Origin of the sequence: Streptomyces sp. NPDC051322 (assembly GCF_040689485.1) — a bacterium.
GTDB lineage: Bacteria > Actinomycetota > Actinomycetes > Streptomycetales > Streptomycetaceae > Streptomyces.
The window spans coordinates 297258-312420 of sequence record NZ_JBFBAK010000004.1 but is presented as its reverse complement, the minus strand read 5'-3'; the positions used below and the strand labels follow the sequence as shown (position 1 = coordinate 312420).

General features: G+C 69.5%; 10 protein-coding genes. 4 read left to right on the top strand and 6 right to left on the bottom strand.

The window, feature by feature from the left end; genetic code table 11:
- The first annotated feature begins 53 nt into the window (after nucleotides 1-53).
- The gene (locus tag AB0436_RS12560) at nucleotides 54-1424 is read left to right on the top strand and encodes an MFS transporter (protein WP_366467783.1); all 1371 of its coding nucleotides are present in this window, start codon (nucleotides 54-56) and stop codon (nucleotides 1422-1424) included.
- An 81-nt stretch (nucleotides 1425-1505) separates the two neighbouring features.
- Nucleotides 1506-2639, top strand: a complete 1134-nt coding sequence (locus tag AB0436_RS12555) for a TIGR03364 family FAD-dependent oxidoreductase (RefSeq protein WP_366467781.1) — start codon at nucleotides 1506-1508, stop codon at nucleotides 2637-2639.
- A 69-nt stretch (nucleotides 2640-2708) separates the two neighbouring features.
- Here AB0436_RS12555 and AB0436_RS12550 read toward each other — a convergent pair whose 3' ends face one another.
- The 3 genes from AB0436_RS12550 to AB0436_RS12540 all read right to left on the bottom strand — a co-directional run bounded on the left by AB0436_RS12550 (nucleotide 2709) and on the right by AB0436_RS12540 (nucleotide 7812).
- Nucleotides 2709-4160 (bottom strand): aldehyde dehydrogenase family protein, encoded by a 1452-nt coding sequence (locus tag AB0436_RS12550; RefSeq protein WP_366467780.1) that lies wholly within the window; start codon nucleotides 4158-4160, stop codon nucleotides 2709-2711.
- A 132-nt stretch (nucleotides 4161-4292) separates the two neighbouring features.
- Nucleotides 4293-5165: an acyl-CoA thioesterase II gene (locus AB0436_RS12545; protein ID WP_366467779.1), complete on the bottom strand. Its 873-nt coding sequence runs from the start codon at nucleotides 5163-5165 to the stop codon at nucleotides 4293-4295.
- A 133-nt stretch (nucleotides 5166-5298) separates the two neighbouring features.
- A complete protein-coding gene (locus tag AB0436_RS12540; RefSeq protein ID WP_366467778.1) occupies nucleotides 5299-7812 on the bottom strand; it encodes a DUF3516 domain-containing protein in 2514 nt (837 codons plus the stop codon).
- Between the two features lie 131 nt (nucleotides 7813-7943).
- Between AB0436_RS12540 and AB0436_RS12535 the strand changes: the two genes are divergently transcribed.
- Entirely contained in the window at nucleotides 7944-8738 is a 795-nt protein-coding gene (locus AB0436_RS12535; protein ID WP_366467777.1) for a metal-dependent hydrolase, read from the top strand.
- Nucleotides 8739-8828: 90 nt separating this feature from the next.
- On the opposite strand, the gene AB0436_RS12530 is transcribed toward AB0436_RS12535, so the two are convergent.
- From AB0436_RS12530 to AB0436_RS12520, 3 genes are all read right to left on the bottom strand, one after another.
- Complete coding sequence (locus tag AB0436_RS12530) at nucleotides 8829-10631, bottom strand: ABC transporter ATP-binding protein (protein WP_366467776.1); 1803 nt, start codon at nucleotides 10629-10631, stop codon at nucleotides 8829-8831.
- Nucleotides 10628-12472: an ABC transporter ATP-binding protein gene (locus AB0436_RS12525; RefSeq protein WP_366467775.1), complete on the bottom strand. Its 1845-nt coding sequence runs from the start codon at nucleotides 12470-12472 to the stop codon at nucleotides 10628-10630. Before AB0436_RS12525 ends, AB0436_RS12530 begins: the two co-directional genes overlap by 4 nt.
- Nucleotides 12473-12545: 73 nt before the next feature.
- The gene (locus tag AB0436_RS12520; protein ID WP_366467774.1) at nucleotides 12546-13031 is read right to left on the bottom strand and encodes a MarR family transcriptional regulator; all 486 of its coding nucleotides are present in this window, start codon (nucleotides 13029-13031) and stop codon (nucleotides 12546-12548) included.
- A 94-nt stretch (nucleotides 13032-13125) separates the two neighbouring features.
- On the opposite strand from AB0436_RS12520, the gene AB0436_RS12515 reads away from it, so the two are divergent.
- On the top strand, nucleotides 13126-14928 hold the full coding sequence (locus tag AB0436_RS12515) for an ABC transporter ATP-binding protein (RefSeq protein ID WP_366467773.1): 1803 nt from the start codon (nucleotides 13126-13128) through the stop codon (nucleotides 14926-14928).
- Nucleotides 14929-15163: the final 235 nt, after the last annotated feature.

Below are 15163 nucleotides of genomic sequence, written 5' to 3'. Positions count from 1 at the left end.
CCTGTGGCCGCACCACCCGAACTTTCCCCGCATCCCGAGGACAGGACACCACCATGGCCGACCTCGTACCACAGCAAGAACCGGACAGCCGGACCAGCGCCGCCGTCACCAGCCGTGAAGCGCTCAGCCAGATCTCTCCGGTACCGCTCTCCGCCCGGGCCACTCACTGGCGTCGGCAGATCTTCGTCATCACCTGGCTCGCCTACGCGGGCTTCTACTTCGCACGCCAGACGTTCTCCGTCGCGAAGCTCGGGATTCTCGACGACCCCACGGTGAACACCGTGCTCACCGAGCATGCCCTCGGGGCCATCGACGCCGTCTACCTCGCGGCATACGCGGCCGGCCAGTTCCTGTGGGGGATGTGGGCCGACCGGTTCGGCCCGCGCGTCGTGGTGATCGGCGGCATGATCGGCGCCATCGCCGCCGCCTGCCTGATGGGGCTGAGCAGCGCCCTGCTGGTCTTCGGCGGCGCGATGGTCATCCAGGGGCTCGCCCAGTCGGCCGGCTGGGCCCCGCTCTGCAAGAACATGGGCAACTTCTTCTCGGTGGGCGAGCGCGGCCGGATCCTCGGCCTGTGGAGCACCAATTACGCCTTCGGAGGGCTGGTTGCCCCGCCGTTCCTGGGATGGGTCGCCTACTCCGTCTTCGACAGCTGGCAGGCGGCGTTCTTCGGGGGCGCCGCAACACTCGGCCTGATCCTCGTGCTGTTCCTGGTGTTCCAGCGCAACTCACCGAAGGATGTGGGGCTCGCCGCCCCCGACGAGGCCCCCTCCGCCCCCGGCCCGGACATCGCGGCCGACGATGTCAAGGAGGCCGGCCCGACCAGCCTCGCGCTCTATCGTGAGACGCTGCGCGACCGCATGGTGCTGACCCTGGGCGTCAGCTACTTCCTGCTCAAGCCCGCTCGATACGCGATCCTGCTCTGGGGCCCCGTCATCGTCAGCCGCCGGCTCCCCGAGGTCGGCAAGGTCGGCGACACTCTCATCCCGATCGCTTTCGGCGTCACCGGAGTTGCCGCGCCGATCCTCATCGGATGGGTCTCGGACCGGCTCTTCCAGTCCCGCCGGGTGCCGGGCTGCGTGATCGCGTTGGGCGTGCTGACCGCCGCACTCGCGCTGTTCATGCCGCTCACCGCAGCCGGCAACGCCGGCGTGATGATCGCCATGCTGGCGCTGATCGGCCTGGCCGTGTACGCCGCGGACGCGATGATCTCCTGTGTGGCTGCCGTCGACTTCGGCAGCGCCAAGGGCGCGGGGACCGCGGCGGGACTCGTCAACGGCTGTGGATCGGTCGGAGCGATCCTCGGTGGGCTGCTGCCCGGATTCCTCTCCGGCTCAGTGCTGTTCGCCGGCTTCGCCGGCGCGGCGTTCCTGGCCGGACTGGTCATGCTCCCGCACTGGAACCGGCTGCCCCGTGCCGCGTAACCGCATCTCCCGTCGCCCGGCATCTCCCGTGCGCCACATCCCGATTCTGACCCTGCTGGTCCGTCCTGAGAGGGGAACCGTATGACCAACTACCGTGCTGACACCGCCATCGTCGGCGGCGGCATCGTCGGCCTCGCCCATGCCCTGGCCGCCGCCAAGAGAGGTGACCGGGTGGTGCTGTTCGAGCGCGACGACTTCTCCGTCGGCGCCTCCATTCGCAACTTCGGCATGATCTGGTCGATCGGGCAGCAGCGTGGCGAGGTCTACGAACGGGCGCTGCGCAGCCGCGAGGTCTGGCTGGAGATCGCGGCCAAGACCGGTCTGTGGGCTGTCCCGAGCGGCTCGCTCCACTTGGCGCACGAGACGGACGAGATGGCGGTACTGGAGGAGTTCGTCGCGACCACCCCGGCGGCCCGCGAGCACGGCACCGGCATGATCACAGCGAAGGACGCGCTGAAGCGCAGCGACGCGGCGCGGGCCGACGGGCTCCTGGGCGCCATGTGGAGCCCGACGGAGGTCAACGTCGACCCGCGCAGGGCCATACCGGCAGTAGCCGTATACCTGGCCGCCGAGCACGGCGTCGATGTCCGGTTCGGCGCGACGGTGCGGGGTATCGACATGCCGACCGTGTCGACCACCGCGGGTGACTGGCGGGTCGACAACGTCTACGTGTGCAGCGGCAACGACTTCGAGACGCTGTACCCCGACGTCTTTGCCGACAGCGGAATGGTGCGCTGCAAGCTTCAAATGATGCGCACCGGAGTGCAGCCGGCGGGCTGGCAGCTCGGCCCGATGCTCTGCGGCGGGCTGACACTGCTGCACTACGCCGCGTTCGACGACTGCACCTCACGCGCCGCTCTGGCGGAGCGGCTGTCCGAGCAATACACCTTCCACCGGGAGAACGGCATCCATGTACTGCTGTCGCAGACGTCGGACGGCAGGCTGACGATCGGCGACAGCCACGCGTACGGCAAGACGCACGACCCTTTCGAGAGCCAGCAGATCAACCAGGCGGTTCTCGACTACCTCGCCACCTTCGCCAAGCTGCCCGACCCGCAGATCACCGAGTACTGGAGCGGCTACTACCCGTCGTTGCGCGACGGACGGACGGAACTGCTGCTCACCCCCGAGGACGGTGTCACCATCGTCAACGGACTCGGCGGGGCCGGCATGACACTGTCCTTCGGTCTCGCACAGCAGGTCGTCGGCTCCTGACCTGCACAGCGGTAGGGCCCGGCGGGAAATCCCGCCGGGCCCTACCGCTGCCTCCCCTGACGAGAGCCGTCAGTGACTGATGCAAGCCGAATGCCACTCGGTGTAGAAGTCCCACACCTCGGGGGAGCACTCGGGCGGCCCGTACTGCGATGCCTTGGAACCGACGTGCGGCAGATGCGCGTACGCCCCGACACCCGGCCGGTTGACGTGCAACATCCCTGCCTCGAAGCGGTCGATGGCCTCGAAGGCCCGCGACTGGGAAGCGGTGAAGATGGTGCCCGACATCCCGTACTTCACCGAGTTCGCGATCGTCATCGCCTGGTCGAAACCGTCCGCATCGACGACTGCGAGAACAGGACCGAAGACTTCCTCCTGGGCCAGTTCGCTGTCCCACGGCACGTCCCGGATCACCGTCGGCTGGACGTAGCAGCCCTCCGGCAGATCCTCCCGGATCTCCCGGCCGCCACCGCACAGCACTTTCCCGCCGTCCCGCTGCGCCCTTGTGACCGCGGTCAGCGCCGCTTCCAGCCGGGCTGTGTTGACGACCGGACAGATCTCCGACGCGGGATCGTTGCCCGGACCGACCCGCAGGTCCGACACCCGCGCCACGAGCCGGTCCAGGAACTCGTCCCGCACCCTCGTGTCGACGACGGCCCGGCTGGTCGCGCTGCAGCGCTGCCCGGCCTGTCCGAAGGCACCGTGCAGCACGGCGTCCACGGCCCGGCCGATATCGGCGTCGTCGCACACGATCAGCGCGTTCTTGCCGCCCAGTTCCAGTTGGGTGCGCAGCAGCCGCCGTGCACCGCCCGCGTGGATGGCCGTGCCCACCGGCAGCGATCCGGTGAAGCTGATCCCGGCGACCGCGGGATTGGCCACCAGCGCCTCGCCGGCCGCGACGTCGCCCTGCACCAGATTCACCACGCCGTCCGGGACGCCCGCCTGCTGCAACACCTCGACCAGCAGCGCCGACGTGAGAGGCGTCAGGGGCGACGGCTTGAGCACGGCCGTACACCCGGACAGCAGCGCCGGGGCCACCTTCCACATCGGAATGGCCAGCGGGAAGTTCCATGGAGAGACCAGACCGACGACCCCGATCGGCTTACGGAAGGTATAGGCGAAGGTACGTTCCTCCTCGGCCGGCGCCGTCACTCCGCCGAGCAGCCGAGCCTGTCCAGCGGTGAAGTCGAGGATGGCGCGCGCCCGCGACACCTCGCCGCGTGCCTCCGACAGGAGCTTGCCCTGCTCCCGGGTGATGGCCGCGGCGACCTCCTCGGCGCGCTCACCGAGGATGCGACTCGCCTCCGTCAGATGAGTTCCGCGCCTGATGGGACCGAGCTGCCGCCAGGCGGGCAGCGCGACCGCCGCCGCATCGACGGCGTGGTCGATGTCGACCCCACCTGACTCGGCGAACTCGCCGATCACGTCGGAGAAGTCGGCTGGGTTGACGTTCTCGCGGGTCTGTCCGGACTCGGCCGGTACCCACTTCCCGTCGATGAAGTTGAGCCGAAGGTGTGCTGCCATTTCCTCCCCTTCGCTGGACTCGCCGGCCTGGTGCCGACTGTGGCCAGGCTCGCTCAGGAGGGGGACGCTCACAATGCGCGATTCAGGAATGCGACCGATAGTCGAACGCTATGCGGGGATTCCGGGGGCCCGTCAGCCCCCCAGCTTGCGGAACAGCCCCTCCTGGACGACGGAGACCAGCAGTCGTCCCGCCCGGTCGAAAATCCGGCCGCGGGCCAGGCCCCGGCCACCGGTGGCGATCGGGGACTCCTGGTCGTAGAGGAACCACTCGTCGGCACGGAACGGCCGGTGGAACCACATGGCGTGGTCCAGCGACGCCATGTCGAAGCCGCGCGGCCCCCACAGCGGTTCGACAGGGATACGGACGGCGTCGAGCAGTGTCATGTCGCTGGCGTAGGTGAGCGCACAGGTATGCACGAGCGGGTCGTCGCCGAGCGGCCCGACCGCGCGCATCCACACGGCGCTGCGCGGGTCGGCGCCCGCGATCTCGTCCGGGGCCCAGCGCAGCCGGTCCACATAGCGGATGTCGAAGGGCTGCCGACGCGCCATGCGCTGCAGTGTCTCCGGCATGGCCCCCAGATGACCGCGGATCTCCTCGGCCACGGTCGGCAGTGTCTCCGGGTCCGGTACGGGGTGTGACGGAGGCAGCTGGTGCTCGAAGCTGCCCTCCTCGGGCCGGTGGAAGGAAGCCGTCAGATTGAAGATGGTGCGGCCCTGCTGCACGGCGGTGACCCGGCGGGTGGTGAAGGAGCGTCCGTCCCTGACCCGCTCGATCTGGTAGACGATCGGCACACCGGGACTGCCGGGCCGCAGGAAATACGCGTGCAGTGAGTGGACCGGCCGCTCTCCGTCCGTCGTACGGCCGGCAGCGACCAGGGCCTGACCGGCGACCTGCCCGCCGAAGACCCGCTGCAGGGACTCGTCCGGGCTGCGGCCGCGGAAGATGTCGACCTCGATCTGCTCCAGATCGAGCAGATCGATGAGCCGCTCGGCGGGGTTCGTCATGCGTTGTTCTCCTGGTTCACCTCGGCCACCTTCACACTCGGCCACTTTCATACTCGGCAACCTTCACCGCGTGGGCCACGTTCACAGCTCGGCCCCCCGCGCACGGCGTGGCCGCGTGGACGGATCGGCCCGCTCACAGCTGGCCGACTGCCGTCGTGCGGACCACCGCGCGGCCCTCTTCGTCGGAGGCCGCGAGGTCCACTTCCGCGCTGATGCCCCAGTCGTGATCGCCGTTCGGATCGGCGAAGATCTGCCGGACGCGCCACAGCCCGTGCTCCGCGTCCTCCTCGATGATCAGCAGTTTCGGACCGCGGGCGTCCGGGCCTGTGCCCAGGGTGTCGTACTCGTCCCAGTAGGCGTCCATGGCGTCGCCCCAGGCGTCCTCGTCCCAGCCTGCGTCGGCGTCCAGCTCGCCGAGCGCGGCCACCTGGTCGAGCGCCGCCAGCTCGACCCGGCGGAACATCGCATTGCGGACCAGCACGCGGAAGGCACGGGAGTTGGCGGTGATCGGCTTCACCTGGTCGGCGCGCTCGGCGGCCTCCTCGGCGGTCTCCACCTCGGGGTTGGCGAGCTGCTCCCACTCGTCGAGCAGGCTGGAGTCGACCTGGCGGACCAGCTCGCCCAGCCAGGCGATCAGGTCCTGCAGATCCTCGGACTTCAGATCGTCGGGAATCGTGTGGTCCAGCGCCTTGTAGGCCCCCGCGAGATACCTCAGCACGATGCCCTCGGTGCGCGCGAGTTCGTAGTGCGAGGTGAACTCGGTGAAGGTCATGGCGCGTTCGTACATGTCACGGATGACGGACTTCGGCGAGACCGGGTGGTCGCCCACCCACGGATGACTGGTGCGGTACACGTTGTACGCGTGCACCAGCAGCTCCTCGAGTGGCTTGGGGTACGTCACCTCCTGCAGCCGCTCCATGCGCTCCTCGTACTCCAGCCCGTCGGCCTTCATCTGGCCGATCGCCTCACCGCGCGCCTTGTTCTGCTGGGCGGCCAGGATCTGCCGGGGGTCGTCCAGCGTCGACTCGACGACGGAGACCATGTCCAGTGCGTACGAAGGCGATTCGGCATCCAGCAGATCGAACGAGGCGAGCGCGAACGTCGACAGTGGCTGATTGAGCGCGAAGTCCTGCTGCAGGTCCACGGTGAGCCGGATGATGCGGCCTTCCGCATCCGGCGTGTCCAGTTGCTCCACCACTCCGCCGTCCAGAAGCGAGCGGTAGATCGCGATGGCCCGGCGGATGTGACGCAGCTGTGCCTTGCGCGGCTCGTGGTTGTCCTCGAGCAGACGGCGCATCGCGTTGAACGCGTTGCCGGGGCGGGCGATCACTGACAGCAGCATGGTGTGGGTGACTCGGAAGCGTGAGGTCAGCGGCTCGGGATCGGAGGCGATCAGCTTCTCGAAGGTGCTGTCGCTCCACGCGATGAAGCCCTCCGGGGCCTTCTTGCGGACCACCTTGCGGCGCTTCTTCGGGTCGTCCCCCGCCTTGGCGAGCGCCTTCTCGTTCTCGACCACGTGCTCGGGCGCCTGTGCGACGACGAAACCCGCGGTGTCGAAACCGGCCCGGCCCGCGCGGCCCGCGATCTGATGGAACTCCCGGGCCCGGAGAGTCCGCACCCGCGTCCCGTCGTACTTCGTCAGAGCCGTGAACAGCACCGTACGGATGGGGACGTTGACCCCCACACCGAGCGTGTCCGTACCGCAGATCACCTTCAGCAACCCGGCCTGTGCCAGCTTCTCGACCAGGCGTCGGTACTTGGGGAGCATGCCGGCGTGGTGCACACCGATGCCGTGGCGCACATAGCGCGAAAGGTTCTGGCCGAACTTCGTGGTGAAGCGGAAGTTGCCGATCAGGTCGGCGATCCTGTCCTTCTCCTCGCGGGTGCACATGTTGATGCTCATCAGCGACTGCGCCCGTTCGACGGCGGCGGCCTGCGTGAAGTGCACGATGTAGACGGGCGACTGCTTCGTCTCGAGCAACTCGGTCAGCGTCTCGGTGATCGGCGTCAGCCGGTACTCGTAGGAGAGGGGCACCGGGCGGCTGGCGGACCGGACGACGGAGGTGGGCAGGCTGGTGCGCCGGGTGAGGTCCTCCTCGAAGCGCGAGACATCGCCGAGGGTCGCCGACATCAGGATGAACTGCGCCTGTGGTAGCTCCAGGATCGGGATCTGCCAGGCCCAGCCGCGATCCGGCTCCGCGTAGAAGTGGAACTCGTCCATCACGACCTGGCCGATGTCCGCGTACTTGCCGTCCCGCAGCGCGATCGAGGCCAGCACCTCGGCCGTGCAGCAGATGACCGGGGCGTCCGCGTTCACCGAGGCGTCGCCGGTGAGCATGCCGACGTTCTCGGTGCCGAAGAGCTTGCACAGGTCGAAGAACTTCTCCGAGACCAGTGCCTTGATCGGAGCGGTGTAGAAGGTGACCTTGTCCTGAGCCAGCGCGGTGAAGTGCGCACCCGCCGCGACCAGGCTCTTCCCCGATCCGGTGGGGGTCGAGAGGATCACGTTCGCACCCGAGACCACTTCGATCAGCGCCTCCTCCTGAGCCGGATAGAGCGTGATGCCCTGATCCTCCGCCCACGACGAGAAAGCCTCGAACAGGGCATCGGGGTCGGCGGTCGGCGGGAGCTGATCGATAAGGGTCACACCCCCCATCTTGCCTGCCTTCCGCCTCCAGAGGGGAACCGGCTGCCGCCAGAAAGATCACGGGAGATACGCTGCCCTCTCGACCAGGCCTCAACTGGCCTTCGGCACAAGCAAACGGGGCGGGAACGACCATGATGGGACCGGCGCACTCACTGTCAGGGGCAGCAGCCTGGCTGGGGGTGGGGGCCGCGGCCGCGGCGTACGGGCATCCCATGCCGTGGCCGGTCCTTGTCGTCGGCGCGCTCATCAGCGCGGGCGCCGCGCTGGCTCCGGACCTGGACCACAAGGCAGCGACCATCTCGACAGCGTTCGGCCCCCTGTCGCACGCGCTCTGCGCGATCGTCGACACGATCGCAGCCGCCGTCTACAAGGCCACCCGCGGCAAGGGCGACCCGCGCAGGTCGGGCGGACACCGCACGCTGACGCACACCTGGCTGTGGGCGGTGCTGCTCGGCGCGGGCGCCGCAGCGGCGGCGGTCTTCGGCGGCCGGTGGGCCGTGCTCGCCATACTCTTCGTCCACATGGTGCTCGCCATCGAGGGGCTGCTGTGGCGGGCCTCCCGCGGCACCAGCAGCGATGTCCTGGTGTGGCTGCTGGGCGCGGCCAGTGCGTGGATTCTGGCCGGCGTGCTGGACCAGCCGGGCAACGGTTCGGACTGGCTCTTCGCCGCTCCCGGCCAGGCGTACATGTGGCTGGGACTGCCGATCGTGCTGGGCGCGCTGGTCCATGACGTCGGGGACGCGCTGACGGTGTCCGGCTGTCCGATACTCTGGCCGATCCCGCTCGGGCGCCATCACTGGTATCCGCTGGGTCCGCCGAAGTTCATGCGGTTCCGGGCGGGGAGCTGGGTGGAACTGAAGGTGCTGATGCCGCTGTTCATGGTGGCCGGCGGGGTGGGGGCGGCCGCGGCGATGGGTGTCATCTGAGGGCTCCTGCCTGCTGCGTGCCCGTTCCGTTCCCTGCTCCGGCCGGAGACCGGGGGAGCGGGGGACGGAACAGGCACGCGCCGGGGCGCCCTACCCGTGCCATGACCTCCACAGCGCCGCGTACGCCCCGTCCGCCGTCACCAGCTCGTCATGGCTGCCCAGCTCGCGGATCCGCCCGTCCTCCACCACCGCGATCACATCCGCGTCGTGCGCGGTGTGCAGTCGGTGTGCGATCGCCACCACCGTCCGCCCGTCCAGCACCCGCGCCAGCGACCGCTCGAGATGCCGCGCCGCCCGTGGATCCAGCAGCGAGGTCGCCTCGTCGAGCACCAGGGTGTGAGGATCGGCCAGCACCAGCCGGGCCAGCGCGATCTGCTGGGCCTGGGCCGGTGTCAGGGCAAGTCCGCCCGAGCCGACCTCGGTGTCCAGGGCGTCGTCGAGGGCCCGCGCCCAGCCGTCCGCGTCGACCGCGCCGAGCGCCGCCCACAGCTGGGCTTCGTCCGCGTCCGTCCGGGCCAGTAGCAGGTTGTCCCGCAGCGAGCCGACGAAGACGTGATGTTCCTGGTTGACCAGGGCCACGTGCTTGCGGACCTGTTCGGCCGGCATCCTGGCCAGCTCCGCACCGCCGAGCGTGATCTCGCCGGTCCGCGGACCGTAGATCCCCGCGAGCAGCCGGCCCAGTGTCGACTTGCCCGCGCCGGACGGGCCGACCAGTGCCATGCGGGTCCCGGGTGGCACATCCAGCGTCACCCGATGAAGTACGTCGACGCCTTCTCGGTAGCCGAAGTGCACGTCGTCGGCGCGCACCTCCCGCCCGTCCGGACGCACCTGTGCGTCACCGGCGTCGGGCTCGATCTCCCGGACACCGACGAGCCGGGCCAGCGACACCTGGGCGACCTGCAACTCGTCGTACCAGCGCAGGATGAGGCCGACGGGGTCCACCATCATCTGGGACAGCAGCGCGCCGGTCGTCAGCTGTCCGACGCTGAGCCAGCCCTGCAGTACGAAGACACCGCCGAGCATCAGTACGGCGCCCAGGATCGTCACGTAGGTGACATTGATGACCGGGAAGAGCACCGAACGCAGCCAGAGCGTGTAGCGCTCCCAGGCAGTCCACTCCTTCACCCGGCGGTCGGAGAGGGCCACCCGGCGCGCGCCGAGGCGGTGCGCCTCGATCGTCCGCCCCGCGTCGACGGTCTCGGTGAGCATCGCGGCGACGGCCGCGTAGCCGGCAGCCTCCGAGCGATACGCGGACGGCGCCCGCCGGAAATACCAGCGGCAGCCCGTGATCAGCACCGGCAGCGCCACCAGCACCGCCAGCGCCAGGGGCGGCGCGGTGACGGTGAGCGCACCGATCAGCAACCCGGTCCAGACCACACCGATCGCCAGCTGGGGCACGGCCTCACGCATCGCGTTGGCGAGCCGGTCGATGTCCGTGGTGATACGGGAGAGAAGGTCGCCCGTACCGGCCCGCTCCAGGACACCGGGCGGCAGCGCGACGGATCGTACGAGGAAGTCCTCGCGCAGATCGGCCAGCATTTGCTCGCCGAGCATGGCGCCCCGCAGCCCCATGATACGGACGAAGACCGTCTGGACGAGCAGCGCAGCCGCGAAGACCAGCGCGGTGCGCTGCAGATGCAGCTGGTGTGTACCGTTCGAGAGGTCCTCCACCAGCCCGCCGAGCAGGTAGGGGCCGACCAGCGAAGCAATCACGGCGATCGCGTTCGCCCCGATCAGCACGGCGAACGCGCCGCGGTGGCGCTTCAGCAGCCCGCGGACATAGGCCCGCACGGTCGCGGGCGTACCGACGGGCAGGGTGGCCGCCGTTTGCGGTGCCGCCGGGTCGTATTGCGGTGCCGCCGGGTCGTACGCCGGTGGCGCGACGCCGATCATGCGCTCTCCTCGATGTCTGCGAACGCCTGCGCGTCGTCGGTCAGTTCCACGGTGCTCAGCCCTGCTCCGGTCGGCCCGGCTCCTACCGAACCGTCACCGGCCGGTTCCTCGTCGGCTTCACGGGTGACGACCGCCCGGTAGTGCGGATCGCTGCGCAGCAGTTCGCGGTGCGTACCGACTGCCGCGACGGCTCCGTCGTGCACGAAGACCACCCGATCGGCATGGTCGAGCAGCAGCGGAGACGAGGTGAACACCACGGTCGTCCGCTCGGCGCGCAACTGCTTGACGCCCTGCGCGACCCGCGCCTCGGTGTGCGAGTCGACGGCGGATGTCGGCTCGTCGAGTACCAGCGCCTCCGGGTCGGTCACCAGGGAGCGGGCCAGCGCGAGCCGCTGCCGCTGCCCGCCGGACAGCGAACGACCGCGTTCGGTGATGCGGGTCCGCATCGGGTCGCCGTCGGCGTCGACAGACGCCTGGGCGAGCGCCTGCAGGACGTCACCGCACTGGGCGGCGGCCAGCGCGTCATCGGCCGTCACCTGGCCGGAGGCCGGTACGTCCAGCAGATCGCGCACCGTGCCGGAGAGCAGCACCGGGTCCTTGTCCTGTACCAGGACGGCGGTGCGTGCGGTGTCCAGCGGCAGGTCGTTCAGGGCCACACCGCCGAGCAGTACGGAGGGGGTCTTCTCCTCGGTCGGCGGGTGCCCGCCGAGGCGCTCGGCCAGGGTTCCCGCCGCGTCCGGGTCACCGCACACCACCGCGGTCAAGCGGCCGGCGGGTGCAAGCAGCCCGGTGGCCGGATCGTAGAGGTCGCCGGCGGGGGCGCCGTCCGCAGTGGTCTCGTAGGAGGTGCGCTCCAGCGCCAGCACCCGTGCCGCCCGCTTCGCCGAGGGCCGGGAAAAGGAGTACGCCATGGCGATCTCCTCGAAGTGCCGCAACGGTGAGAGCAGCAGGGCCACCGCGCTGTAGACGGTGACGAGCTGGCCGACCTCGATCCGTCCCTCGCCGGTGAGCTTCGCGCCGTAACAGACCACCCCGATCAGCAGCAGCCCCGGCAGCAGCACCTGGATCCCCGAGATCAGCGACCACATGCGCGCGCTGCGCACCGCGGCCTCGCGGACCTCCTGCGAGGCGCGCCGGTAACGGCCGAGGAAGAGTTCCTCGCCGCCGATTCCGCGCAGGACCCGCAAACCGGCGACGGTGTCCGAAGCCAGCTCGGTGGCCCGGCCGGCCTTCTCCCGCTGGATGTCCGCCCGCGCGGTGGCACGGGAGAGCAGCGGCAGGACGGAGAGGGCCAGCACCGGCATGGCGAGCGCCACCACGATGCCCAGCGAGGGCAGGTACAGCACCAGACCCACGCAGATGATCACCAGCGCGGCGGCGGCGGCGAGGAAGCGGGAGACCGCCTCCACGAACCAGCCGATCTTCTCCACGTCACCGGTGGAGACGGCGACGACCTCACCGGCCGCCACCCGGCGGGTCAGCGCCGAACCGAGTTCGGCGGTCCGGCGGGCCAGTAGTTGCTGGACCCGGGCCGCGGCGGTGATCCAGTTGGTGACGGCGGTCCGGTGCAGCATGGTGTCCCCGAGCGCGATCACTGCGCCGAGCAGCACCATCAGCCCACCGGACAGGGCCAGGCGACTGCCCGACCGGTCGATGACGGCCTGGACGGCAAAGCCGACAGCCAGCGGAAGACCCGCGATCCCGCACTGGCTCAGCAACCCCCAGGAGAGCGACTTGAGCTGCCCGGTGAGCTGGTTGCGCCCGAGCCAGTAGAGAAAACGTGGACCTGACCGGACGTCGGGTTCGCCTGGATCTGGATAAGGAAGATCGCGGATCTGCATGGCGTCCCAGGAATCGGAGGTTGGCTCAAACCGTGCAAGGTTCGCGCTTCACCACCGGTCGGGGCAATCGATTTTAATGCTCGGATGTCGGCGGGCAGTCGCCGTTTCGATGGACGGGTGCCCCGTCCATCAGCGTGGACAGCAACTCGCCGAGCGTCTCGCGCTGTTCGGGCGACAGCGGTGCCAGGATCTCCTCGGCGGCAATCCTGCGCGCGTCGCGCAACGCCCGCAGAGTGGCCCGGCCGTTGTCGGTGAGCTCGATCCGCACCACCCGGCGGTTGGTCGGATCGGGGACACGGCGGACGCTGCCGCTCTCCTCCAGCGCGTCGACGAGGCTGGTCACGGCGCGCGGCACCACCTCCAGACGATGGGCGAGATCGGCCATCCGCGGCGGTTCGGCGCAGTGCGACACGGTGCGCAGCAGCCGGGACTGCGCGGGTGTTATCCCGACCGGTGCCAGATGCTGCTTGTGGATACGGAAAAGCCTCCGGGTCACCCGGAAGAGCTGCTCGGCCAGCAGCGCGTCGGCGTCGGGGGGACCGGAGGAGGAGGGCTGCATGCCGGAACAATATCAGGACGCAGTGCATTGTGAGTATAGGTAACAGTGAGCTATGCTCCACGCAGACATGTACCGGACCCCTCCGAAGGAGCTCATGAACCCCGACCGCATCAACTGGACGCCCCCGCCCCGCGAAGCAGGCCAGCCGCCCGCCGAGCTGCGGCGCATCCTCCGGCTCTTCCGCCCGTACCGCGCACGCCTGGCGCTCGTCGGGCTGCTGGTCGGCGCGTCGTCGCTGGTTTCGGTTGCCTCGCCCTTTCTGCTCCGTGCCATCCTCGACACCGCGATTCCGCAGGGCCGCACGGGTCTGCTGAGCCTGCTCGCCCTGGGCATGATCGCCACTGCGGTGGTGAACAGCGTCTTCGGTGTCCTGCAGACCCTGATCTCCACCACCGTCGGCCAGCGGGTCATGCACGACCTGCGCACAGCCGTCTACGGCCAACTCCAGCGGATGCCACTCGCGTTCTTCACCAGGACGCGAACCGGAGAGGTCCAGTCCCGCATCGCCAACGACATCGGCGGCATGCAGGCGACCGTCACCTCCACCGCGACCTCCCTGGTCTCCAACCTCACCGCAGTCATCGCCACGGTGGTGGCGATGCTCGCCCTCGACTGGCGGCTGACCGTCGTTTCCCTGCTGCTCCTTCCGGTGTTCGTCTGGATCAGCCGCAGGGTCGGCAGGGAGCGCAAGAAAATCACGACCCAGCGGCAGAAGCAGATGGCGGCGATGGCGGCCACGGTGACCGAGTCGCTGTCGGTCAGCGGCATCCTGCTCGGCCGCACCATGGGCCGCGCCGACTCGCTCACCCGGAGCTTCGCCGAGGAATCCGAGCAGCTCGTCGACCTCGAGGTGCGCTCCAGCATGGCCGGACGCTGGCGGATGTCGGCCATCGGCATCGTCATGGCCGCCATGCCGGCCGTCATCTACTGGGCGGCGGGCCTGTCGCTCCAGGCCGGCGGCCCCGCCGTCTCGATCGGCACGCTCGTCGCCTTCGTATCGCTCCAGCAGGGACTCTTCCGGCCTGCCGTGAGTCTGCTGTCGACCGGCGTGCAGATGCAGACCTCACTCGCGCTCTTCCAGCGGATCTTCGAGTACCTCGACCTGCCGGTGGACATCACCGAACCGGAGAACCCGGCGCGGCTCGACAAGGTCCGCGGTGAAGTGCGCTTCCGGGACGTCGACTTCGCCTACGACGAGAAGTCCGGCCGCACCCTCCACGCCATCGACATCGCGGTGCCTGCGGGGGGCAGCCTGGCCGTCGTCGGACCCACCGGATCCGGCAAGTCCACCCTCAGCTACCTGTTGCCCCGGCTCTATGACGTGACCGGTGGCCACGTCACCCTCGACGGAGTCGACGTGCGCGAACTCGACTTCGCCACGCTGGCGCGCGCCGTCGGCGTCGTCTCGCAGGAGACCTATCTCTTCCACGCCTCCGTCGCGGACAACCTGCGCTTCGCCAAACCGGACGCCACCGACGCGGAGCTCGAGGAAGCCACCCGAGCGGCCCAGATCCACGACCACATCGCCGCACTCCCCGACGGATACGACACCCTGGTCGGCGAGCGGGGCTACCGGTTCTCCGGCGGTGAGAAGCAGCGCCTGGCGATCGCCCGTACGATCCTGCGCGACCCACCGGTGCTGGTCCTGGACGAGGCGACCAGCGCGCTCGACACCCGCACCGAATTCGCCGTCCAGCAGGCCATCGACGGACTCTCCGCGGGCCGGACCACCATCACCATCGCGCACCGGCTCTCCACGGTCAGGGACGCCGACCAGATCATCGTGCTGGACGAGGGCCGGATCGCCGAGCGCGGCACACACGAGGAACTCCTCGCCCTGGACGGCCGATACGCGGCCCTGGTGCGCCGGGACAGTGAGCTGACCCCCACCGTGTGAGCCCGTTGCCGACGGCCCGGGCGCAGCCGGGCCACACGGCAGCGCCGCCGCTCCCGTGGGACGGGAAGCGACGGCGCCGGTCGAGACGAGTGTCAGATGAGCCAACCCACGAAGTGGACGACGCCGGCGAGCAGGTTGGTGAGGAAGTTCATGTGGTGCTTCTCCTTGTGCGTGGTGCATCAGTGGGACTGCGCACATACGGTCTGCAGCCCGTCGCTTGCGCACCGTAAGCATC